Here is an 18505-nt window from a genome sequence, read left to right on the forward strand (position 1 = left end):
GAGATGACCGCATTGTGGCCCGCAGCCGAAGCTAATCCTTGAAAACACGTGAAAATTTGTCGGAGCCGGGTCTAGCAGGGTTCACGCCCCGGCCGCAACCATGCGCAGCCACACAACACGGCGAGCCGGCATCTGCCGCCGATCACGCCACGATTCTGCCGCGCTTGAAAAGACCCCACGCGCGGGCCGTCGTCGCAAGTCCCAGGCCGATGCCTGACTTGCTCACTCAATCGACGTCACGTCGCCTGCTGCATGGCACTGCCGGGGCAGCCCGCGCCAACCGGGCTTCCTCCGGCCGACGGGATGACCGTCATCCTGCCGGAACCGCCGCCTCGCGGAGCCGGATCGAGTAGTTCGACGCGTTCTGATGGCCGCGCGAGGCGGCGCGCGCGAACATGATCAGATGGTGCGCGATCATGGTCACCGCGATGAAGTTCTCGACGTTGCCCCGGCTCAGCTGGCCCCAGGCGAAGCGCCAGAATGGCCGCCTGTAGTCTCCGAGCACGCCGACCTTCCAGATGATCTTCCCCAGCATCACGAGCCCGCGCCTGATGTTCGGCCAGCTCTTCATCTCGTCGCTGACTGGGACCTTGATGCGGTTGGCATAGGTATGGTCGCATTGATGCTGGTAGCGCGCATAGAGCCGCTCCGGCTCATAGGCCACGTCCATGCAACGCCGCCACGCCGCCACCACCTCGTCATACGGCATCAGGAATTTGACGTTCGAATCGCGGCCGTCGTCATGAACGAGCCTCGCCTCGCGCTCGAGGCGATCCCACAGCGGCGTCTTCGGCAGCGCCTGCAGCAGATTGATGGTGAGCAGCGGAATCCGGCTTTCCTCGACGAATTGCAGCAGCGCATCCGCCGTCTGCGGCGTATCCGTGTCCAGTCCCATGATGATACCGGAGACGACCTCCATGCCGTAGCTGTTGATGGTCCTGATCCCCTCCAGGATCGGCACCATCATGTTATGGTCCTTCTGCATCGCCGTCAGCGCATCCGGATCGGGCGTCTCGATGCCGCAGAAGATGGTGATGAAATAGGCCTCGCGCATCTTCTCCAGGATCTCGGGGCGCTTGGCGATGTTGAGCGTGGCCTCGCAGGCGAGCCGCATCACATAGCCGGTGCGCTTCTGCCATTCGATCAGATGCGGCAGCAACTCCATCGTGGCCTTGCGGTTGCCGATGAAGTTGTCGTCGACGAAATAGACCGAGCCGGTGACGCCGCATTCCCTGAGCTTGTCGAGTTCGGCGATGATCTGCTGCGGCGTCTTGATGCGCGGGTTGCGGCCGTAAAGGCCCGGGATGTCGCAGAACTCGCATTGATAGGGACAGCCGCTGGAATATTGGATGCTGCCCAGGAAGTACTTGCTGACCTCGGCCAGCTCATAGGCCGGCACCGGGAAGTCGGTCATCGCAACGCGCTCTCCGGTGCGCAGCACGATCTGGCTCGCAGGCCGCGAGACATCCTCGGCCAGGCGCGCGATGAGCGCATCGGTCGCATCGCCGAGTTCGCCAACATGCAGATAGTCGAAGTCGGGATAGTAGTCCGGACAAGCACTCACCGACGGGCCGCCGAGCGCGACCGGCAGATCGAACTCATGCGCCCGCCGGCAGATGTCGTTCATCTGCTGGCGCTGGATGTGCATGCCGCTGACGAACACCGCTTCCGCCCAGTCAAAGTCTTCAGGCTGCGCGGGGCGGATGTTCTCGTCGATGAAGCGCACCTCCCAGGCGCTGGGCAGATAGGCTGCGATCAGCAGCAGCCCCTGCGGCGGCATGAAGGCCTGGATACCGTCCGTGAGCGGATAGGCGTGCTCGAAGGTTCCGAACGAGGAGGTGTAGCGCGGAAACACACAAAGGATGCGGCGCTTCGTTTCAATGTGTGCGAATCTCATCGACTGTCCTCGCAACAAACTGTTATCCCGTTACCTTACGGCGACAGACACAGCTTCGCCACCCCTTCCGGAAAAGTTGAGCCGCAGTCACGCCTTGCGCCGAGGACGGTCGGCGCAAATGCCGGCGGCGCTGTAAAGTTCCACTCAGTTCCACGAGCGATCGAGAACCCGGAGATTTGCTCACCGGGCACCAGTTGCAATGCGTTTGCAAGGTAACGGAACACTGGAAGACGGCATCCCTCCTCCGTAGTCGACCGGATACGGCAGTGCTCCAACCGCGCTGCGAAGCACCTACTAATCGATTGAAATATCAGACGAAGTGCGCGTGGGTTGCATCGTACTGACAGCGTCCACTTAACGCTTTCTCCATGAAGCTTTTGCATAACTACTAATAATCAAGCGTTCCGGCGTAGTTGCCCAACCCTGCGGTATTCGCTCTCATGACCCCACGTCCGACGTCAACGAGGACGGCCACGCGCCAGTCCATCGCAGTCAAGCTCTACGCCATCTTCGCATTGTTTGCCCTGCTGACCGCTGCGATCACCTGGCTGTCCGACTACAATTCGCGGCGGGCCACGGAGCTCATCAAAGCGATCGAGACGGCCAATCTCGCCGCTCACAACGTTCAGCTCGTCAACGGCCTCGTCTACGCCGTCGTCATGGAGTCGCGCGGCGTCTATATGTCGACGGACCCGGCCATCGTGAAACAATACGGCAACGGCCTGCTGAAGTTCAATGCCGAGATTCTGAAGGTCGTCGACAAATGGAAGACGATCGTCCAGGCCGACGACGCCCAGCAATTCGCAACCTTCAAGAAGCGGATCGAGCAATTCGTCGAATTCCGCGCCGAACTGGTGCGCCGTGCCAATGAAATCAGCCCGGCTGCGGGACGCGAGTGGGGCGACAACGACGCCAATCGCTCGGTGCGCAAGGCACTCAACAGCGACCTCGAAGCGCTGTCCAAGGTCTATGTCGAGCGCGCAGCGAAGATCGCCGAAGAAACGGCGCTGAACAACAAGCTCTCGCTCATGCTGACCGGACTTGGCGGCTTGATGTTGATTCTGGTCGCAGCCGGCGTGGTGATCATCGCCCGTCTGATCGCTCGGCCGCTGTCGCAGATCACCGATACGATCCGCCGGGTCGCCACCGGCGCCGAGAACGTCGAAGTGCCCTATGCTGGGCGCGCCGACGAGGTCGGCGAGCTGGCCCGCGCCATCGGCGTGTTCCAGCAGGCGATGGCCCATAACCGCGACCTCAATGTCCAGGTCTCGCAAGACTCCGAAATCCGCGAAGCCCGAGCCCGCCACATCGAGAGCGCGGTCGAGGAATTTCGCACTGCCATCGGCGGCGTGATGCGGACCGTCACCGAGAACGCCGCGGCGATGCGCAGCACCGCCGAGGCCATCACGCGGCTGACCGCCAACGCCAACGAGCGTGCGGACACCGCGGCCGGCGCCACCTCGCAAGCGTCGACCAACGTCTCCGCCGTCGCCAGCGCGGCCGAGGAGCTCTCGGCCTCGGTCGAGGAGATCGGCCGCCAGATCCGACAGTCGGCCGGTGCCGTCGAGCAGACCGGCCAGCGCACCGAGAAGTCGATCACCGAGATCGAAGGCCTCGCCGCCGCCACCCAGCGCATCGACGGCGTGCTGACGCTGATCCAGACCATCGCCGAGCAGACCAACCTGCTCGCCCTGAACGCGACCATCGAAGCCGCGCGCGCCGGCGAGGCCGGCCGCGGCTTTGCGGTGGTCGCCCACGAGGTGAAGGCGCTGGCCGGACAGACCGCCAAGGCGACCGAGGAGATCAGCCAGAACGTCGGCCTGATCCAGGCCTCGACCAAGACCGCGGTCGATGCCGTCCGCGAGATCGGCCAGGCGGTGCGCGGCATCAACGAGATCACCTCCAACATCTCCAACGCCATCCAGCAGCAGGATCAGGCGACCCGGGAGATCTCGGCCAACGCCCAATCCACTGCCCATGGCAACCAGACGCTGGTCATGAACATCGGCTCACTGCGCGACGCGATCGGAGAGACCTCGACCGCCGCCTCCTCCGTTCTGTCGGCCTCCGGCGACCTCAACTCGACCGCACAGACGCTCGCCCGCGAGGTCGAGAAGTTCTTCCAGAACCTGCGCTCGGGTCCCTCCGGGCAAGAGGGCCTTCGCAAGGCCGGTTGATCGGCGGGCGGCCGGGGCGGCCGAGGCTGCACCGCCGCCCGCAATCGACGGCACGGGTGATCCGGTCGGGAACGGGAACCGTTTCCTGATTTTCGGAGAGCCCCCGTGCGCAACACAGCCAAGAAACTCCCCTTCGCCTGCGACCCGGTCCCCGTCACTCAGGATGATGTCGAGGACGCCATCCGCACCATCCTGACCTGGATTGGTGAGGACCCGTCGCGCGAAGGCCTCTCCGAGACGCCGGCCCGCGTCGCCCGCGCCTACAAGAGCTACTTCGCCGGCTACGACCAGAACCCGGAAGATTATCTGCGCAAGACGTTCGAGGAGACCGCGGGCTACGACGAGATGGTGCTGCTGCGGAACATCCCGTTCCAGAGCCACTGCGAGCACCACATGGCGCCGATCATCGGCCGAGCCTGGGTGGGCTACGTCCCGCAAAGCCGCGTCGTCGGCATCTCCAAGCTCGCGCGCGTCGTCGAGGCCTTTGCCAGCCGGCTGCAGATCCAGGAGCGCATGACGGCGGAGATCGCCAACATCATCGACGAGGTGCTGCAGCCGCAGGGCGTGGCCGTCGTCATTAAGGCCGCGCATCACTGCATCAGCTCCCGCGGGGTCAAGAAGCACGGGGTCGACCTCACCACCAGCCGCATGCTGGGCTGCTTCCGCACCGATCCGATGAGCCGGCAGGAGTTCCTGGCGATGGTCAATTCCGACCTGAAGGATTGAGGTCGCGAAAAAGGAGCCCCCGCCTGTGATCCAGCCCGCCATCGCCGGCGTTTTGCGGCATGGACGATATATGCCGGGAACCATGACCACGCGATCGAGAGCGGCTAGATTAGCGCCATGGAACGTGGCATCGTCCCGGCAGAGACTTGCACGGGCATCCGGTGCCCGTTCTCCGATGAATGCGAGCAGAGGGCCAAAGGCGATTGTGGACTGGGCGGATTTGATCGGACGCGTCGCCGCGCGCGGCGATCGCGAGGCGTTCAAGGCCCTCTTCGCGCATTTCGCGCCGCGCATCAAAGGCTTCCTGATCAAGACCGGCAGCAATGCTGACGACGCCGAGGAAATCGCCCAATCCACGATGGTGGCGGTCTGGACCAAGGCCGGCCAGTTCGACCCGTCGACGGCGGGTGTTGCAGCCTGGATCTTCACCATCGCGCGCAACCAGCGCATCGATGCCGCCCGCAAGGCGATCCGTGAGGGGCGTCTGAGCAAGGAGGTCGTCCTCGACGAAGAGGCCGATCCGACGCTCGCCGCCGACCAGATCATGTCGCGTGTCGAGGATGCCACACGCGTGGCCGCGGCGATCGAAAGATTGTCGGTGGAGCAATCCACCGTGATCCGCTTGTCGTTCATCGAGGAACGACCGCATTCGGAAATCGCGGCAGTGCTCGGCCTGCCGCTCGGTACGGTAAAATCACGAATCAGACTGGCGATGAATCGCCTGAGAGACCTGTTGGACGACGCGACATGACGATCAGCCATCACCCGCCGGAAGACCTGCTGGCCGACTTCGCCACTGGGACGCTCGATGAGGCCGAGCGTCTCGTCGTCGGCGTCCACGTCGCCGGCTGCGGCCGCTGCCGTCGCTTCGTGCGCGCGGTCGAGCAGCTGGCCGGCGCCTCGCTCGATCAGGCCGAGCCGGTCGCGATGGGCACGGACGCTTTCGACGCCGTCATGGCGCGCATCGACCGCCGCCCGCAGGACGCCCCTGTTGTCAGCGAGGTGGCCGAGATCGACCCGGAGCTCGCCGACCTGCCCGAGATGGTCAAGCGGTGCAAGATCGGCAAGCGCCGGCGCGTCGCGCCGGGCATCAGCATGCGCCCGATCATGCTCTCCGGCGACGGCAAGTCGCGCGCCTTCCTGCTGCGCTCGGAGCCCGGCGCGCGGATGCTGGAGCATACGCATTCCGGCAATGAGCTGACTTGCGTGTTGAAGGGAAGCTTCAGTCATCTCGGCGGCTATTACGGTCCCGGCGATTTCGACTATGGCGACGACGAGGTCGACCATCGTCCAGTGGTCGGCGACGAGGGCCCCTGCCTGTGCCTCGTGGCCATGACCGGCGATCTGCGCATGCACGGCCTGCTTGGCCGCCTGATCAGCCCGTTCGTTCGGCTCTGAGCATCTCGGCACGTCATTGCGTCGGGTGCAGTCATCCCGAGAGGCCCGATCGTCTGGATGATTTGCCACTTGCCTCGCCGCGATGACGACCGCACGATAGCGGTGATCCGCATCCGACTCTGACCCGTTTCCGCTCACAAGGCGCACGGAGAAGAATGATGCGATCAGCACGCGCGGATCAGAAGTCTTACGTCACGCATCTCAGCTGCCTGCTGGCCCGCGCCGGACGCAATGATGAGCAAGCCTTCGCCGAACTCCATGCTGCAACGGTCGTGAAGATGCGGAAGACGGTCCGCGTCCTGCTGCCGTCGGCGGCCGATCTCGATGATATCCTGCAGGACGGCTATCTCAAGATCTGGCGTCACGCGGCGAGCTTCGATCCGGCGCGCGCGTCGCCCATCACCTGGATGTGCACGATCATGCGCAACACCGCCATCGACGCGCTGCGTACGACCGGCATTCCGACATCGGAACTCGACGAAGCGCTGGCGATCCCTGATCCCGCCGACCGCGCCGCCGACGACGAGTTCGACTACGCACAGGCGGAGCCGATTGCCCGCGAGGCGCTCAAGCGGCTACCGGAGGAGCGCCGGCAACTGCTTGCGCTCGCCTATCTCGAGGGCGAAAGCCGGACGCGGCTGTCTGAGCGCTTTGGCGTACCGGTCGGCACGATCAAGACCTGGCTGCATCGCAGCCTGGCCGCGGTGCGCAAGGACTGCGCCGGCCACGCCCACAACATTGTCACGGCCGCGGCGGCGTGATCGATCGCATGGCTCGCACGCGTCAGGTCAGACATCTCGTCGTCGTGCTGGGCGACCAGCTCGACGCCGATTCGGCTGCATTCGACGGCTTCGATCCGGAGCAGGACGCCGTGCTGCAGATGGAGGTCACCGACGAAGCGACCTATGTCCCGCAGCACAAGATGCGCATCGCCTTCTTCTTCGCGGCCATGCGCCACTTCCGTGCCGATCTCGAGAGCCGCGGCCGCGTCGTCCACTACGTGCGGCTCGACGATCCCGCCAACACCGGCGCGCTCGACAGCGAGGTCGCGCGCCATCAGGCCGCGCTGCAGCCGCAGGCCACGATCGTGCTCGAGCCCGGCGACTGGCGCGTGCGCGAGGGCTTGCGCAAGCTGCCGCAGCAACTCGAATTCCGCGCCGACCGTCACTTTCTGTGCACGGCGGACGAATTCGACGCCTTCACCGAGCGCCATCCCCGCCCCATCATGGAGACGTTCTATCGCGCGATGCGGCGCAAGACCGGTCTTCTGCTCGACGAGAGCGGCCGGCCGGTCGGCGGCAGCTGGAATTTCGACGCCGAGAACCGCAAGGGTTTTGGCAAGTCGCGTCCGCCGATTCCGGTCGCACGGTCCTACGCGCCCGACGCGATCACGCGAGATGTGCTCAAGCTTGTGTCGGCACGCTTCTCCAACAGCCCCGGCAAGCTCGACCGCTTCGACCTTCCGGTATCACGCGTCGACGCTCTGACCGAGCTGTCGGATTTCGTCACCTGGCGGCTGTCGCTGTTCGGTACCTATCAGGACGCGATGCTGACCGACGAGCCCTTCCTGTATCATTCGCGGCTGTCGGGCGCGCTGAACCTGCACATGCTCGATCCACGCGAGGTGGTCCAGGCCGCGCTCGCGAACCGCAACGCGCCGCTGAACGCGCTGGAAGGCTTCGTGCGCCAGATCATCGGCTGGCGCGAATTCGTGCGCGGCATCTACTGGCAGCGCATGCCTGACTACGCCGATGCGAACGCGCTCGACGCCAATCTGCCGATGCCGCGCTTCTACTGGACCGGGGAGACCGACATGCGCTGCCTGGCGCAGGCGATCGGCCACACCATCGATCATGCCTACGCCCATCACATCGAGCGGCTGATGGTGCTCGGCCTGTTCGCGATGCTGCTCGGCGTGCGCCCCTATGACGTGCATCAGTGGCATATGTCGATGTTCCATGACGCCATCGACTGGGTGTCGCTGCCCAACACGCTCGGCATGAGCCAGCATGGCGACGGCGGCGTCGTCGGCACCAAGCCCTATGCGGCGTCGGGCCACTATATCGACCGCATGAGCGACCATTGCCGCAACTGCCGCTACGACCCGAAGCAGGCGACCGGCGACAAGGCCTGCCCGTTCACGACGCTGTATTGGAGCTTCCTTGCCAAGCACCGCCGCCGCTTTGCGAACAACGGCCGGATGCGCAACCAGTACGCCAATCTGGAACGCCGCAGCGCCGCGGAAATCCGCGCCATCCGCAGCCACGCGGACACCATCGCCGCCGCGATGCTGTGATCCGCCCCTTCCCGCCCTGAACAGCGCTCACGGCTTGCTGGAGGGCGGGCGATCGGTCATATCTTGGGCAGTTCCTTCCTGCCCCGCCGATCCAGCCCGGAATACCCCGCAAATGACCGCTGCCATCGTTGCCGTCTTCACGCTCGCTTATGCCGTGGTGGCGCTCGAACATCCGTTCCGGATCAACAAGGCAGCGACCGCTCTGGTCGGGGCCGGGCTGATGTGGACCATCTATGCCGTGATGGGCGCCACGGCTCCGGCAGTGGCGGCCGAGCTCAACGAGTCCGTAGCCTCGACCGCACAGATCATCTTCTTCCTGATCGGAGCCATGACCATCGTCGAGGTCATCGATGCCCATAACGGCTTCGAGGTCGTGACCTCGCTGATCGGCACCCGCAACCAGGTCGCCCTGGTCTGGCTGGTCGGCTTCGTCACCTTCTTCCTCAGCGCCATGCTCGACAATCTCACCACCACGATCGTGATGGTATCGCTGATGAAGAAGCTGTCCGGCCGCGACGAGGACCGTCTGGTCTTCGCCTCGATCATCGTCATCGCCGCCAATGCCGGCGGCGCCTGGTCGGCGATCGGCGACGTCACAACGACCATGCTGTGGATCGGCGGCCAGATCACGCCGCTTGCGATCATGAAGTCCGTCTTCGTTCCGTCGCTGCTGAATCTCGTGGTGCCGCTCGCCGTCGTCGGCTTCACCCTGCGCGGCAAGCAGCTCGTGCCGCCGGCAAGCGCGGGCCTGGCCTCGATCAGCCCGATCCTGCCGTTCGAGCGCAATCTGATGTTCTTCATGGGCCTCGGCATCCTGGTCGCGGTGCCGGTCTTCAAGGCGGTGACACATCTGCCGCCGTTCATGGGCATCCTGTTCGGCCTCGGCCTGTTGTGGATGGTCGGCGAGATCATCCATCGCGAGAAGGCCTCCGAGCAGAAGCAGCGCCTGACGCTCGTCCACGCGCTGACGCGCATCGACATGCCCTCGATCGTGTTCTTCATCGGCATCCTGCTGGCCGTTGCCGCGCTCGAGCACACCCATATCCTGCAGGCGCTGGCGCAATGGCTCGACCGCACCGTCGGTCGGCTCGACCTGATCGTGATCGTTCTCGGGCTCGCCAGCGCCGTGATCGACAACGTGCCGCTGGTGGCGGCCTCGATGGGCATGTACAGCCTGAGCCAGTTTCCGCCGGACAGCTTCCTGTGGGAGTTCATCGCCTATTGCGCCGGCACCGGCGGCTCGATCCTGATCATCGGCTCGGCGGCGGGTGTCGCCGCGATGGGGCTCGAGAACATCCATTTCTTCTGGTACGTGCGCCGCATCAGCGGCATCGCGCTGCTCGGCTATTTCGCCGGTGCCGCGGCGTATATCGTCCAGTACAATCTGCTGCATTGAGCGGATTGATCGCATGCGACGGTCGTGGCGCATCCCTGCAAACGTCGCGACCGTCCTGCTCGGCGCAATTGTCCTGCTCGGTGCAATCGTTCTGCTCGGCGCAAGCCTGGGCCGCGCCGACGACGGGGCGATCCGAAGCGGCTACGCGCTGAGCTCCGCCGGCTGCGGCGAAGGGTCCCTCGCCTTTCCGCGCCTGCAGATCGACATGAAGGCCGGCTTTTGCGCCGGCCTCGTCGCCAGCCGCGACGACGGCCTGAAATTTCCGCGCAACATCGTGCAGATTCCCGGCAAGCCGCTGTTCGTGGTCGCCGACATGGGCGGCTGGGGCCATGACGACGGCCGGCTGCTGATCCTCGATCCCGCAGCACCCGCCGGCCAGCGCGTTCGCGAGGCGCTCACGCGGCTGTCCTATCCGTTCGGTCTCGCGGTTGGTCCTGATGGAAAGATCTACGCCTCGACCGACACCTCGATCTTCCGCGTCGATCCGCTCGCCCCCAATCCAAGAGCGACGGTCGAGACCATCATCCGCGACCTGCCCGGACGCAAGCTCACCTCGCCGGACGGCACCAGGGTCACTGAGAGCGCCCATCCGCTGAAGGCCTTTGCCTTCGATCGCACCGGCCGCCTGTTCGTGAACATCGGCTCGCACAACGACAACTGCTTCTCGCCGGCGCCGATCACGCGGCCTTGCGCCGCGGGCGAAGGCGACTCTCCGCTGGCCGCGATCTGGCTGTTCACACCCCCCACCGGCGGCGTCTTTCCGGCGTTGAAATCCGGCGTGCCCGATCCGCCGCATCAGGTGTTCGCGCGCGGCCTGCGCAACTCGATGGCGCTGGCGCTGCATCCGCGCTTTCCCGATCCGGGCATGGCCTTCCTGCAGGGCGAGAACGCGCGCGATCTCCAGGACGTCTTCGCACCGAACGAGGAGATCAACGCGATCGAGCAAGGCCGTCACTATGGCTGGCCCTATTGCTACGATCTCGCCACCCAGAGCCCCGAGTTCAAGCGCGTGCTGCAGTCGGGTCCATTGAAGAACCTCTGCAACGACAGCGCGCTCTACAAGCAGCCCTGGTCGCTGCTGCCGCCGCATGGCGCACCGCTCGGCATGCTCTACTACACCGGCGACCGCTTTCAGGACCTCAAGGGCAAGCTGCTCGTCGGCCTGCACGGCTACCGGCCGACCGGCAGCCGGCTGCTCGCCTATGACGTCGACGAGAACGGCTTGCCGAAAGTGAGCCCGGCGCCGGTGCGCTATCACGTCAGCTGCGCGGCCGAGCCGACCCGCGCCTTCCAGACGGCGTCGGGCCCCGCGCCTGCTGCCGCCTTCGACGAGATCATCTCCGGCTGGCACCGCGTCAACGGCATCCGGCCGCAGGGCGCGCCCGTCGGCTTGACGATCGCCAGCGACGGCGCGCTCTGGCTGGTCGAGGACAAGAACCAGACCGTGATCCGCATCGACCGCTCCAGCGCGGCGGCGCCGGCGCCGCTGCCGTGCGAGACCAGGAGCGATCAACTGATCGATCGGCTGGCAGCCCTCGTCATCGACAATGCCGCGAGCCGCGCGCGGCTGACGACGGTTCGCAAGGATCTGGTCGAGAAACACTGCAGCGGGTGCCATTCGGATTTCGGTCTCGAGGCCGGCCAATCCGAAGCCGAGAAGGACAAGGCCCTGCTGCGCTTCCTGCTGGCGCAGGATGGCTGGATCTATCCCGGCGATCCCGACGCCGGCCGGCTGCGGCAGCGCCTGCGCGGCCTTGGCAGCGAGCGGCAGATGCCGCCGGGCGCAAATCTCGTCAAGACGGAACCAGGCTACGCCAAGCTGCTTGATGTCGCCGACGATCTCGTCGCCCGCATGGTTCCGGGCATCCGGATGCGCGTCAAGCCGGGCGGCCCGCCGCACCGCAAGTTCGTTGCCGCCGACGGCCGCGAATGCGGCGACATTCCGTTCGGCAAGGTCGTCGTGGTGACGGAGCGCTTCGCCGTCAATAAGCCCGGCTTCAGCCGTTTCTTCCGGCCGGCCGACACCCATCTCAACGGCGCCTGCACGGACGACAATGGCTATTACATCCAACAGCAGTTTCTGGTGCCGCTCTGAAAGCAAGCAGCGGCCGTTTCCGCCGCGGCCCATCCTTCGAGACGCCCGCCTCCGGCGGGCTCCTCAGGATGAAGGTGTCGCGCGCGGCGCCTCTGATGATCCTCATGGTGAGGAGCGCCGCGCGCGGCGCGTCTCGAACCATGAGGCCACCGATCGTAGGGTGGGCAAAGCGACCGCCACCGGCGGCGCGTGCGAACCGGCCGCGAACGTCGCCGGTCCTGATGGTGGGCAGGCCGTGCAGGAGACCGCGTTTGGACGCTGGATGCGTCGTCTTGCGTCTTTGCCCACCCTACGCATCTCGCGTTGGGTGTTGATCGCAATGCTCACCGTTGCGCCCGCCCTCGCCGCCCCCAAGCTGTTCGAGAGCAGCCAGCTCACGCCGTCAGGCGAATACACCTTCGGCATCGAAGGCCCCGCTGTCGATCGCGACGGCAATCTCTACGTCGTTAATCTTGGGAAGGCCGGCACTATCGGCCGGCTCGCACCGGAAGCGACCGCGTCGGAAACATTCACCGAGCTGCCCGAGGGCAGCATCGGCAACGCGATCCGCATCGACGCCACCGGCACGATGTTCATCGCCGACTACAAGAAGCACAACATCTTCGCCATCGCGCCCGGCACCACCGAACCCCGCCTCGTCTTCCATGCCGACGAGATGAGCCAACCGAACGACATCACGCTGGCGCGCAACGGCACGATCTATGCGAGCGACCCGAGCTGGAAGTCGCGCAGCGGCCGCATCTGGCGGATCGCGAAGGGGCCCGATGGAACGATGCAAGGCGTCGCGATGACGTCACCACGCGCCATGGGCACCACCAACGGCATCGATCTCAGCCCCGACGGCCGCACGCTCTATGTCGGCGAATCCAACAGCGGTGAGATCTGGTCATATGCGATGCAAAACGATGCGCTGGCCCAGCCCAGGCTGATCGCGAAATTCGAGCCGAACACCATCGACGGCCTGCGCACCGACGCCAACGGCCGACTGTTCGTCGCGCGCATCCTGAAGGGCACGATCGCCGTGCTCGCGCCAGACGGCCGCATGGTCCGGGATATTGCGCTGAAAGCCAAGGAGCCGACCAACCTCGCCTTCGGCGGCAGCGACGGCAAGACGGTGTATGTGACGCAGCGCCAGGGCGGCTTCATCGAGTCGTTCCGGACTGATGTCGAGGGACGTGAGCATTGTTTGCAGATGCGGAAGTGCTGACTGGTCCTAAGCTCATACGACCTGCGAAGGACCAAACCTTCATCCGCGACATCTACGCGTAGGCCGAACTTCACGCTTGCCCGAACAATCAGGACATCGCTACATTTGCTTGGCAACTGACGACATTTCGTCGGCGATGGAGGCACAGGTGGCGAAGAACGTTGTGCTGCCGGCAATCGTTCTTGCGATCATAGGCATCGCTCTCGTTGTGCTTGCTGTCGTCGCCATCTCCCTGTTTGCCTTACCAGGCTGGATCGGACTTGTCGCACTCGGCGCGTGGCTGATCATCGCTTGCATCTATGTCCTGCTCGTTCCCAAACCCGAACAGAACACCGACCCTCTGGCAGGGATCCTGGATGACCCGGCCGAGAGATCGCCGGTCATCGACCGGCTGCTGGCCGTTGCTCTCAGCATCGTGCTCTTCCTGGCGTTTCGAAGCTTGGCTTTTCAAGCGGAAGTCGTCGCAGGTCATTCGATGCTTCCGGGATTTCGGGACGGGCAGGTATTCGTCATTTCGAAATTCGCCTATGGCTACGGCCGATACTCCTTTCCGCTCGGCCTCGTCGACTTCGAAGGTCGGCTTCTCGGAAAAACGCCGGGGCTGGGCGACGTCATCGTCTACCGCAATGTCGAAACTGACCAGGACGCGATAAGTCGGGTGATGGGAAAAGAAAACGACCAGATCGAACTGTCGAACGGGACGCTCCGGATCAACGGCAAGCCGGCCCAGGTTGAAGACGGCGAACAAATGAACCCGAACGTTCGGCGAGAAACATTACCAAACGGCGTCGACTACCCTATCCGGTCCAACCCGAGCCTATCGAATGGCCGTACATACCGTGTACCAGCAGGAAACGTCCTGGTGATGGGCGACAATCGCCAGCTTGCCGCACCAACCGTCGTGCCGCTCAAGACCGTCATCGGAAGAGTAGCGTTTCAACTCAGATGAACTCGGGCTTGTTTCCGACCTAATGCATCGCGGCCTTACTGCTCTTTGTTCGCAGGCGGACCATGGGTGATCACCCGGCATTCCCTGCGCCCTCTTGCCATCAAGAAGGTCGAGCTCATCAGCATGACTCCGACACATCGTGTCGCGAGACTGCACCTGCATATCCACGATCAGCCATCAGGAACAGACGTGCAAAAAACTCGCTGCCATCCCGGACAAGCTGTGCCAACGCGACAGCGTTGGTGCGGCGCCGACCCTGGTTCCATACTCACAGGCCGCGGCGCGAGGCACAGTCTTGGTCAGCCAGCGCGCTCAATGACGGACGTCGGTGGTGATCGGTCCCGGCTTTCGCCGGGACGACACCCATTGTGAGGCAGGCCGCTCGCCCCTCGCCGGCACGAATCGTCCATCGCATGCGTGCTGACGAGGACGACGGGCCGAGCGTCACCGTGAAACGACTACCGCCCGTACACCACCGGCGCTCGTTGGACGATCAGCGGCGGCGGCAGGTCGCGCTGCCAGACGCGGCCGTCATCGAACTGGATGCGCATGCCGTCGGGCGAATACACCGCACTCTCGTCACGCGCGTCGATCCACAGCCGGCTGTTGGGCGCATTCCAGTCCGGCCAGGCCTGGAGGGACTCGCCGGTCTCTGTGGTCAGGTTCACCGAATCGCCGTTCTGCGTCACGAAGGCCGGCGCGCCGATCATGCCGTCGCGGCACATCTGGATGCAGCGGTAGGTGCCGGTGAGATTGGCGCTCGGCTGGGCCGAGGCAGAGCCGGCGACGCAGGCGCCGACGAGGCCAATGAGGATTGCAACGCGTTTCATCTCGATCACTCCATCGCTCGAAAGGGTCAGCCAGCCCCCATTCGGGCCCCTCGGCCGGATCAAGTGCGATGCGAGAAGAAAGTTCCGGATATTCCCGGCGGGGGAACTGCCCTACTCGACCAGCACGACGTCGACGGCGACGCCCAGCTTCTGCTTTGGCGAGCCGACGATGATGCCGTCGACCGGCGAGACGTCGGAGAAGTCACGGCCCATGCCGAGGATGATGTGATCGTTGCCGACGACGAGGTCGTTGGTCGGATCGAAGCCGATCCAGCCGAGCGCCTCGCCGCACCAAAGCGACACCCAGGCGTGGGTGGCATCGGCGCCCTGCAGCTGCTTCTCGCCCTCCGGGGGAATCGTCCTCAGATAGCCGCTGACATAGGCCGCCGGCAGACCGAGGCCCCGCAGGCCCGCGATCATGACATGGGCAAAATCCTGGCAGACGCCGTGACGATTGTCGAACACCTCGCGCAGCGGCGTCGAGATCACCGTCGCCTTCGGGTCGTATTTGAACTCGTTGCGGATGCGCCGCATCAGGTCGGCGGCACCCGCCACGATGCCGGTCTCCGCCTTGAAGCTCGCGGCTGCATAGTCGGTCACCGGCTGGAGCACCGGGACCAGCGCACTGGCGAACACGTAGCCGATCGGCGAGGACGGGCCGAGGCTGGTCGCCTCGAAGGCATCGTCGCGAACGCTTTCCCAGCTCGCGCAGGGCGCGTCGCGCTCGGGCGGTGTGCGCATCAGCTTGACCCGCGAGCGCGAGTCGATGCGCAAATGGCGGTGCTGGGTGTCGATCACGACGCTCTCGGTCAGCGTGCCGAAGAAGTCGCGGCGCGCCGTTCGCTCCGATGGGCGGGGCCGGATGTCGACGCTGTGCGAGATCAGCTCCTGGCCGTCGCCGCTGAGCGGCTCCAGCCGGAGAGAGCAGCGCGCGAAGCTGACCGCGCTTTCATACTCATAGGTGGTGACATGCCGGATGTCGTAGATCACGCGAGGCCCGTGAGCTTTTCCGGCCGCGTCGCATTCGGGCCGTGCGGGAAATAATGCTGTCCGATCGCTTCTGCCAGATTGAGCAGGTCCTGCTCCAGCGCAAACAAGGTGCGACCATCGAGATGGGCGGCCTCCGCGGCCGTGAGCCGCGCGCCGAGCGAGATGGCGAGCCGCTGCGGCCGTTCGATCAGGCCGTTCTCCTTCAGCACAGGCAGCCCCGCGATGTGCTCGTTCAGCACCTCGATCTGGAACGCGACCGATCGCGGATTGTAGAGGTCGAGGACGACGAGATCACGGATCGGCGCCAGCGACGGGCCGATCAGATAGCGCGAGCGGTAGGTGATCTGGCAGTCGACCAATGTGAGCAGGACGTCGAGATCCTCGGGCGTTGCCTCGTCATAGCCGAACTGGCGCGCAAAGCGCGCGGTGTTGATGGCGCGCTCGGCGCGGCGGCCCATGTCGAGGAAGCGCCAGCCGGCGGCGCGGTTCATGTTCTCCTGGGCGAGGCCGGCTAAGCTCGCGAGCTTCTCGAGCAGCAACTCGGCCGTGCTGACGACAGCGTCGTCATCATCGATGTCCTGGGCGAGCTGGTTCGACATCTCGGTGATGACCTGCCAAGCATCGGGCGACAACCGCTCGCGCAGCGAGATCGCGGTGCGCTGCGCCGATTTCAGCAGCGACAGCGCCGAGCCGAATTGATCTTCCGCCTGCAGCGCCTCGTCGGCGACGCGCGCTCCCTGCGTGCGCGAGGTCTGCGCGATCGCGCCCCAGGCCAGCAGCAGCCGTTGGATGCGCTCGGCCGTGTTGAGCTGCGCCGGCGACCCCTTGCCGGGATCGCGGTGCTGGGCGGCAAGCGCGCGGATCAATCGCAGCGTCGCCTCGGCGCGCTCGAGATAGCGGCCGAGCCAGAACAGATTGTCGGCGGCGCGGCTCGGCAGCACGCCGGCGATGCGGCGGATCCGGACGTTGTCGGAGCCCGGCAACAGCGTTCGCGCGGCCACCGCCTTGTCGGCGACGACCCAGACGTCGGCCGCCCGCGCACCGTCGCCCATCGACACCGCGCGCGCATCGAGCTTGTCGGCGATACGACAGAAGCCGCCGGGCATCACGGTCCAGCCATCGGGCGTGGCGGCGGCGAACACGCGCAGCACGAACGGCCGCGGCGCGATCTTGCCATCCTCCCACACCGGCGTGGTCGACAGCCGCACCACCTCCTGGCCGACATAGTCGATGCCGCGCTGGCTGATCGCCGCCCGCAGCCGCTCGCGCTCGGGGGCCGAGAGCTCACTGGCCAGCACCGGGCCGCTTGCAGCGAAGCCCGGGACGGCGCGGCCATAGGCGCCTTCGATGGCAAACTCGTCGAGCCGCGACAGCACCTCGTCGCGCGCCGATTTCTGGCCGCACCACCAGGTCGCGATGTGCGGAATCTTGAGATCCTCGCCGAGCACACGCCGGCACAGGCTCGGCAGGAAACCGAGCAGCGCGCGCGCCTCGAGCACGCCGGAGCCCGGCATGTTGGCGAGCACCACGCCGCCCTTGCGCACGACGTCCATCAGCCCGGCGACGCCGAGCCGCGAGGCCGCGTCGAGCTCGAGCGGATCGAGCGAGTTGGAATCCAACCGCCGCAGCAGCACGTCGACGCGCTTCAAGCCGGCGACGGTGCGGATGTGCACGCGGTCGCCGCTGACGGCGAGGTCGTCGCCTTCGACCAGCAGGAAGCCGAGATAGCGGGCCAACGTCGCGTGCTCGAAATAGGTCTCGCTGAACGTGCCCGGCGTCAGCACGCCGATGCGCGGCTCGTCGCGATCGGCGCTGGCCCGCAGCGCATCGCGGAACGCCTCGAAGAACGGCGCGAGCCGCTCGACGTTCATCGACTTGTAGATCGAGGAGAAGGCGCGCGACTGCACCAGCCGGTTCTCCAGCGCATAGCCCATGCCGGACGGCGCCTGGGTGCGATCGCTGAGCACCCACCAGCGGCCATCGGGACCGCGGCCGATGTCGGCGGCGTAGATGCTGAGAAAGCGGCCGCCCGGCGGTTTGACGCCGCAGACCGGGCGCAGATATTCGCTGGAGCCGGCGACCGCCGCGGCCGGCAGCGCGCCGCTCGCCACCAGCCGGCCCGCGCCGTAGATGTCCTGCAGCACGCGTTCGAGCAGCTCAGCGCGCTGAACGATCCCCTGAGACAGCTGCGTCCACTCGGTCTCGTCGATCAGCAGCGGCAGGTGGCTCAGCGGCCAGGAGCGCTCGGCATTGTCGCCCGGCGACCGGTAAGTGACGCCGGCCTCGCGCAGATGACGATCGGCCGAGGCAAAGCGGCGGTCGATGTCGGTCGGCGCGAGCGCGGCGAACGTATCGGCAAAGCGATTCCAGACCGGGCGCGGCTCGCCGTCGGCGCCGATGAACTCATCCGGAATTCCGGGCAGCCGGGCATAGTCGCGGGCCCAGTGCGCGGCCCGGCGCAGAGGAGGACGTGCCGCCGGCCGACCGGCGGCGCTCGCTCTCTGGTCCTGGCCACTCGGGCCGTCCATACCCTGGTCCTCCGCA

At 65.6% G+C, this 18505-nt stretch carries 14 protein-coding genes; 10 read left to right on the top strand and 4 right to left on the bottom strand.

The features are described 5' to 3' along the window. Nucleotides 1–310: 310 nt before the first annotated feature. Nucleotides 311–1897, bottom strand: coding sequence for a B12-binding domain-containing radical SAM protein (locus HL666_RS07475; RefSeq protein WP_172112064.1), 1587 nt, complete (start codon nucleotides 1895–1897; stop codon nucleotides 311–313). Between the two features lie 440 nt (nucleotides 1898–2337). Here HL666_RS07475 and HL666_RS07480 point away from each other — a divergent pair, with 440 nt between their 5' ends. The 10 genes from HL666_RS07480 (at nucleotide 2338) to lepB (ending at nucleotide 14141) form a co-directional block, all read left to right on the top strand. After that, nucleotides 2338–4074, top strand: coding sequence for a methyl-accepting chemotaxis protein (locus HL666_RS07480; protein WP_172180648.1), 1737 nt, complete (start codon nucleotides 2338–2340; stop codon nucleotides 4072–4074). 105 nt (nucleotides 4075–4179) lie between these two features. Further along, complete coding sequence (folE, locus tag HL666_RS07485; protein WP_172112062.1) at nucleotides 4180–4800, top strand: GTP cyclohydrolase I FolE; 621 nt, start codon at nucleotides 4180–4182, stop codon at nucleotides 4798–4800. 205 nt (nucleotides 4801–5005) lie between these two features. Next, entirely contained in the window at nucleotides 5006–5551 is a 546-nt protein-coding gene (locus HL666_RS07490; RefSeq protein WP_172112170.1) for a sigma-70 family RNA polymerase sigma factor, read from the top strand. Beyond that, nucleotides 5548–6198 (top strand): ChrR family anti-sigma-E factor, encoded by a 651-nt coding sequence (locus HL666_RS07495; protein WP_172112061.1) that lies wholly within the window; start codon nucleotides 5548–5550, stop codon nucleotides 6196–6198. The genes HL666_RS07490 and HL666_RS07495 overlap by 4 nt, the downstream gene beginning before the upstream one ends. Before the next feature lie 158 nt (nucleotides 6199–6356). Further along, the gene (locus tag HL666_RS07500; protein WP_172180650.1) at nucleotides 6357–6959 is read left to right on the top strand and encodes an RNA polymerase sigma factor; all 603 of its coding nucleotides are present in this window, start codon (nucleotides 6357–6359) and stop codon (nucleotides 6957–6959) included. 8 nt (nucleotides 6960–6967) lie between these two features. Then, nucleotides 6968–8494, top strand: coding sequence for a cryptochrome/photolyase family protein (locus HL666_RS07505; protein WP_172180651.1), 1527 nt, complete (start codon nucleotides 6968–6970; stop codon nucleotides 8492–8494). A gap of 112 nt (nucleotides 8495–8606) precedes the next feature. Beyond that, nucleotides 8607–9890 (top strand): sodium:proton antiporter NhaD, encoded by a 1284-nt coding sequence (nhaD, locus tag HL666_RS07510; protein ID WP_172112058.1) that lies wholly within the window; start codon nucleotides 8607–8609, stop codon nucleotides 9888–9890. 13 nt (nucleotides 9891–9903) lie between these two features. After that, the gene (locus HL666_RS07515; protein ID WP_172134221.1) at nucleotides 9904–11985 is read left to right on the top strand and encodes a PQQ-dependent sugar dehydrogenase; all 2082 of its coding nucleotides are present in this window, start codon (nucleotides 9904–9906) and stop codon (nucleotides 11983–11985) included. Between the two features lie 319 nt (nucleotides 11986–12304). Further along, nucleotides 12305–13192, top strand: coding sequence for an SMP-30/gluconolactonase/LRE family protein (locus tag HL666_RS07520; RefSeq protein ID WP_246741482.1), 888 nt, complete (start codon nucleotides 12305–12307; stop codon nucleotides 13190–13192). 148 nt (nucleotides 13193–13340) lie between these two features. Further along, nucleotides 13341–14141 (top strand): signal peptidase I, encoded by an 801-nt coding sequence (gene lepB / locus HL666_RS07525; RefSeq protein WP_172112056.1) that lies wholly within the window; start codon nucleotides 13341–13343, stop codon nucleotides 14139–14141. 458 nt (nucleotides 14142–14599) lie between these two features. Here lepB and HL666_RS07530 read toward each other — a convergent pair whose 3' ends face one another. The 3 genes from HL666_RS07530 to HL666_RS07540 form a co-directional block, all read right to left on the bottom strand. Next, on the bottom strand, nucleotides 14600–14980 hold the full coding sequence (locus HL666_RS07530; protein ID WP_172112055.1) for a hypothetical protein: 381 nt from the start codon (nucleotides 14978–14980) through the stop codon (nucleotides 14600–14602). Nucleotides 14981–15082: 102 nt separating this feature from the next. After that, a complete protein-coding gene (locus HL666_RS07535) occupies nucleotides 15083–15961 on the bottom strand; it encodes a transglutaminase family protein (protein ID WP_172112054.1) in 879 nt (292 codons plus the stop codon). Further along, nucleotides 15958–18489 carry a circularly permuted type 2 ATP-grasp protein gene (locus HL666_RS07540; protein ID WP_172180653.1) on the bottom strand — a complete coding sequence of 844 codons (2532 nt, stop codon included), beginning with the start codon at nucleotides 18487–18489 and terminating at the stop codon, nucleotides 15958–15960. Before HL666_RS07540 ends, HL666_RS07535 begins: the two co-directional genes overlap by 4 nt. Nucleotides 18490–18505 lie beyond the last annotated feature (16 nt).

Source organism: Bradyrhizobium aeschynomenes, assembly GCF_013178945.1.
In the GTDB taxonomy this organism is placed as follows: Bacteria; Pseudomonadota; Alphaproteobacteria; order Rhizobiales; family Xanthobacteraceae; genus Bradyrhizobium; species Bradyrhizobium aeschynomenes.

Bases quoted from the DNA above. Each gene is read 5' to 3' on its own strand.
- nhaD (WP_172112058.1), top strand. From the start codon at position 8,607: ATGACCGCTGCCATCGTTGCCGTCTTCACGCTCGCTTATGCCGTGGTG.
- HL666_RS07495 (WP_172112061.1), top strand. From the start codon at position 5,548: ATGACGATCAGCCATCACCCGCCGGAAGACCTGCTGGCCGACTTCGCC.
- HL666_RS07475 (WP_172112064.1), bottom strand. From the start codon at position 1,897: ATGAGATTCGCACACATTGAAACGAAGCGCCGCATCCTTTGTGTGTTT.
- HL666_RS07505 (WP_172180651.1), top strand. From the start codon at position 6,968: ATGGCTCGCACGCGTCAGGTCAGACATCTCGTCGTCGTGCTGGGCGAC.
- HL666_RS07540 (WP_172180653.1), bottom strand. From the start codon at position 18,489: ATGGACGGCCCGAGTGGCCAGGACCAGAGAGCGAGCGCCGCCGGTCGG.
- HL666_RS07480 (WP_172180648.1), top strand. From the start codon at position 2,338: ATGACCCCACGTCCGACGTCAACGAGGACGGCCACGCGCCAGTCCATC.
- HL666_RS07500 (WP_172180650.1), top strand. From the start codon at position 6,357: ATGCGATCAGCACGCGCGGATCAGAAGTCTTACGTCACGCATCTCAGC.
- HL666_RS07520 (WP_246741482.1), top strand. From the start codon at position 12,305: ATGCTCACCGTTGCGCCCGCCCTCGCCGCCCCCAAGCTGTTCGAGAGC.
- HL666_RS07515 (WP_172134221.1), top strand. From the start codon at position 9,904: ATGCGACGGTCGTGGCGCATCCCTGCAAACGTCGCGACCGTCCTGCTC.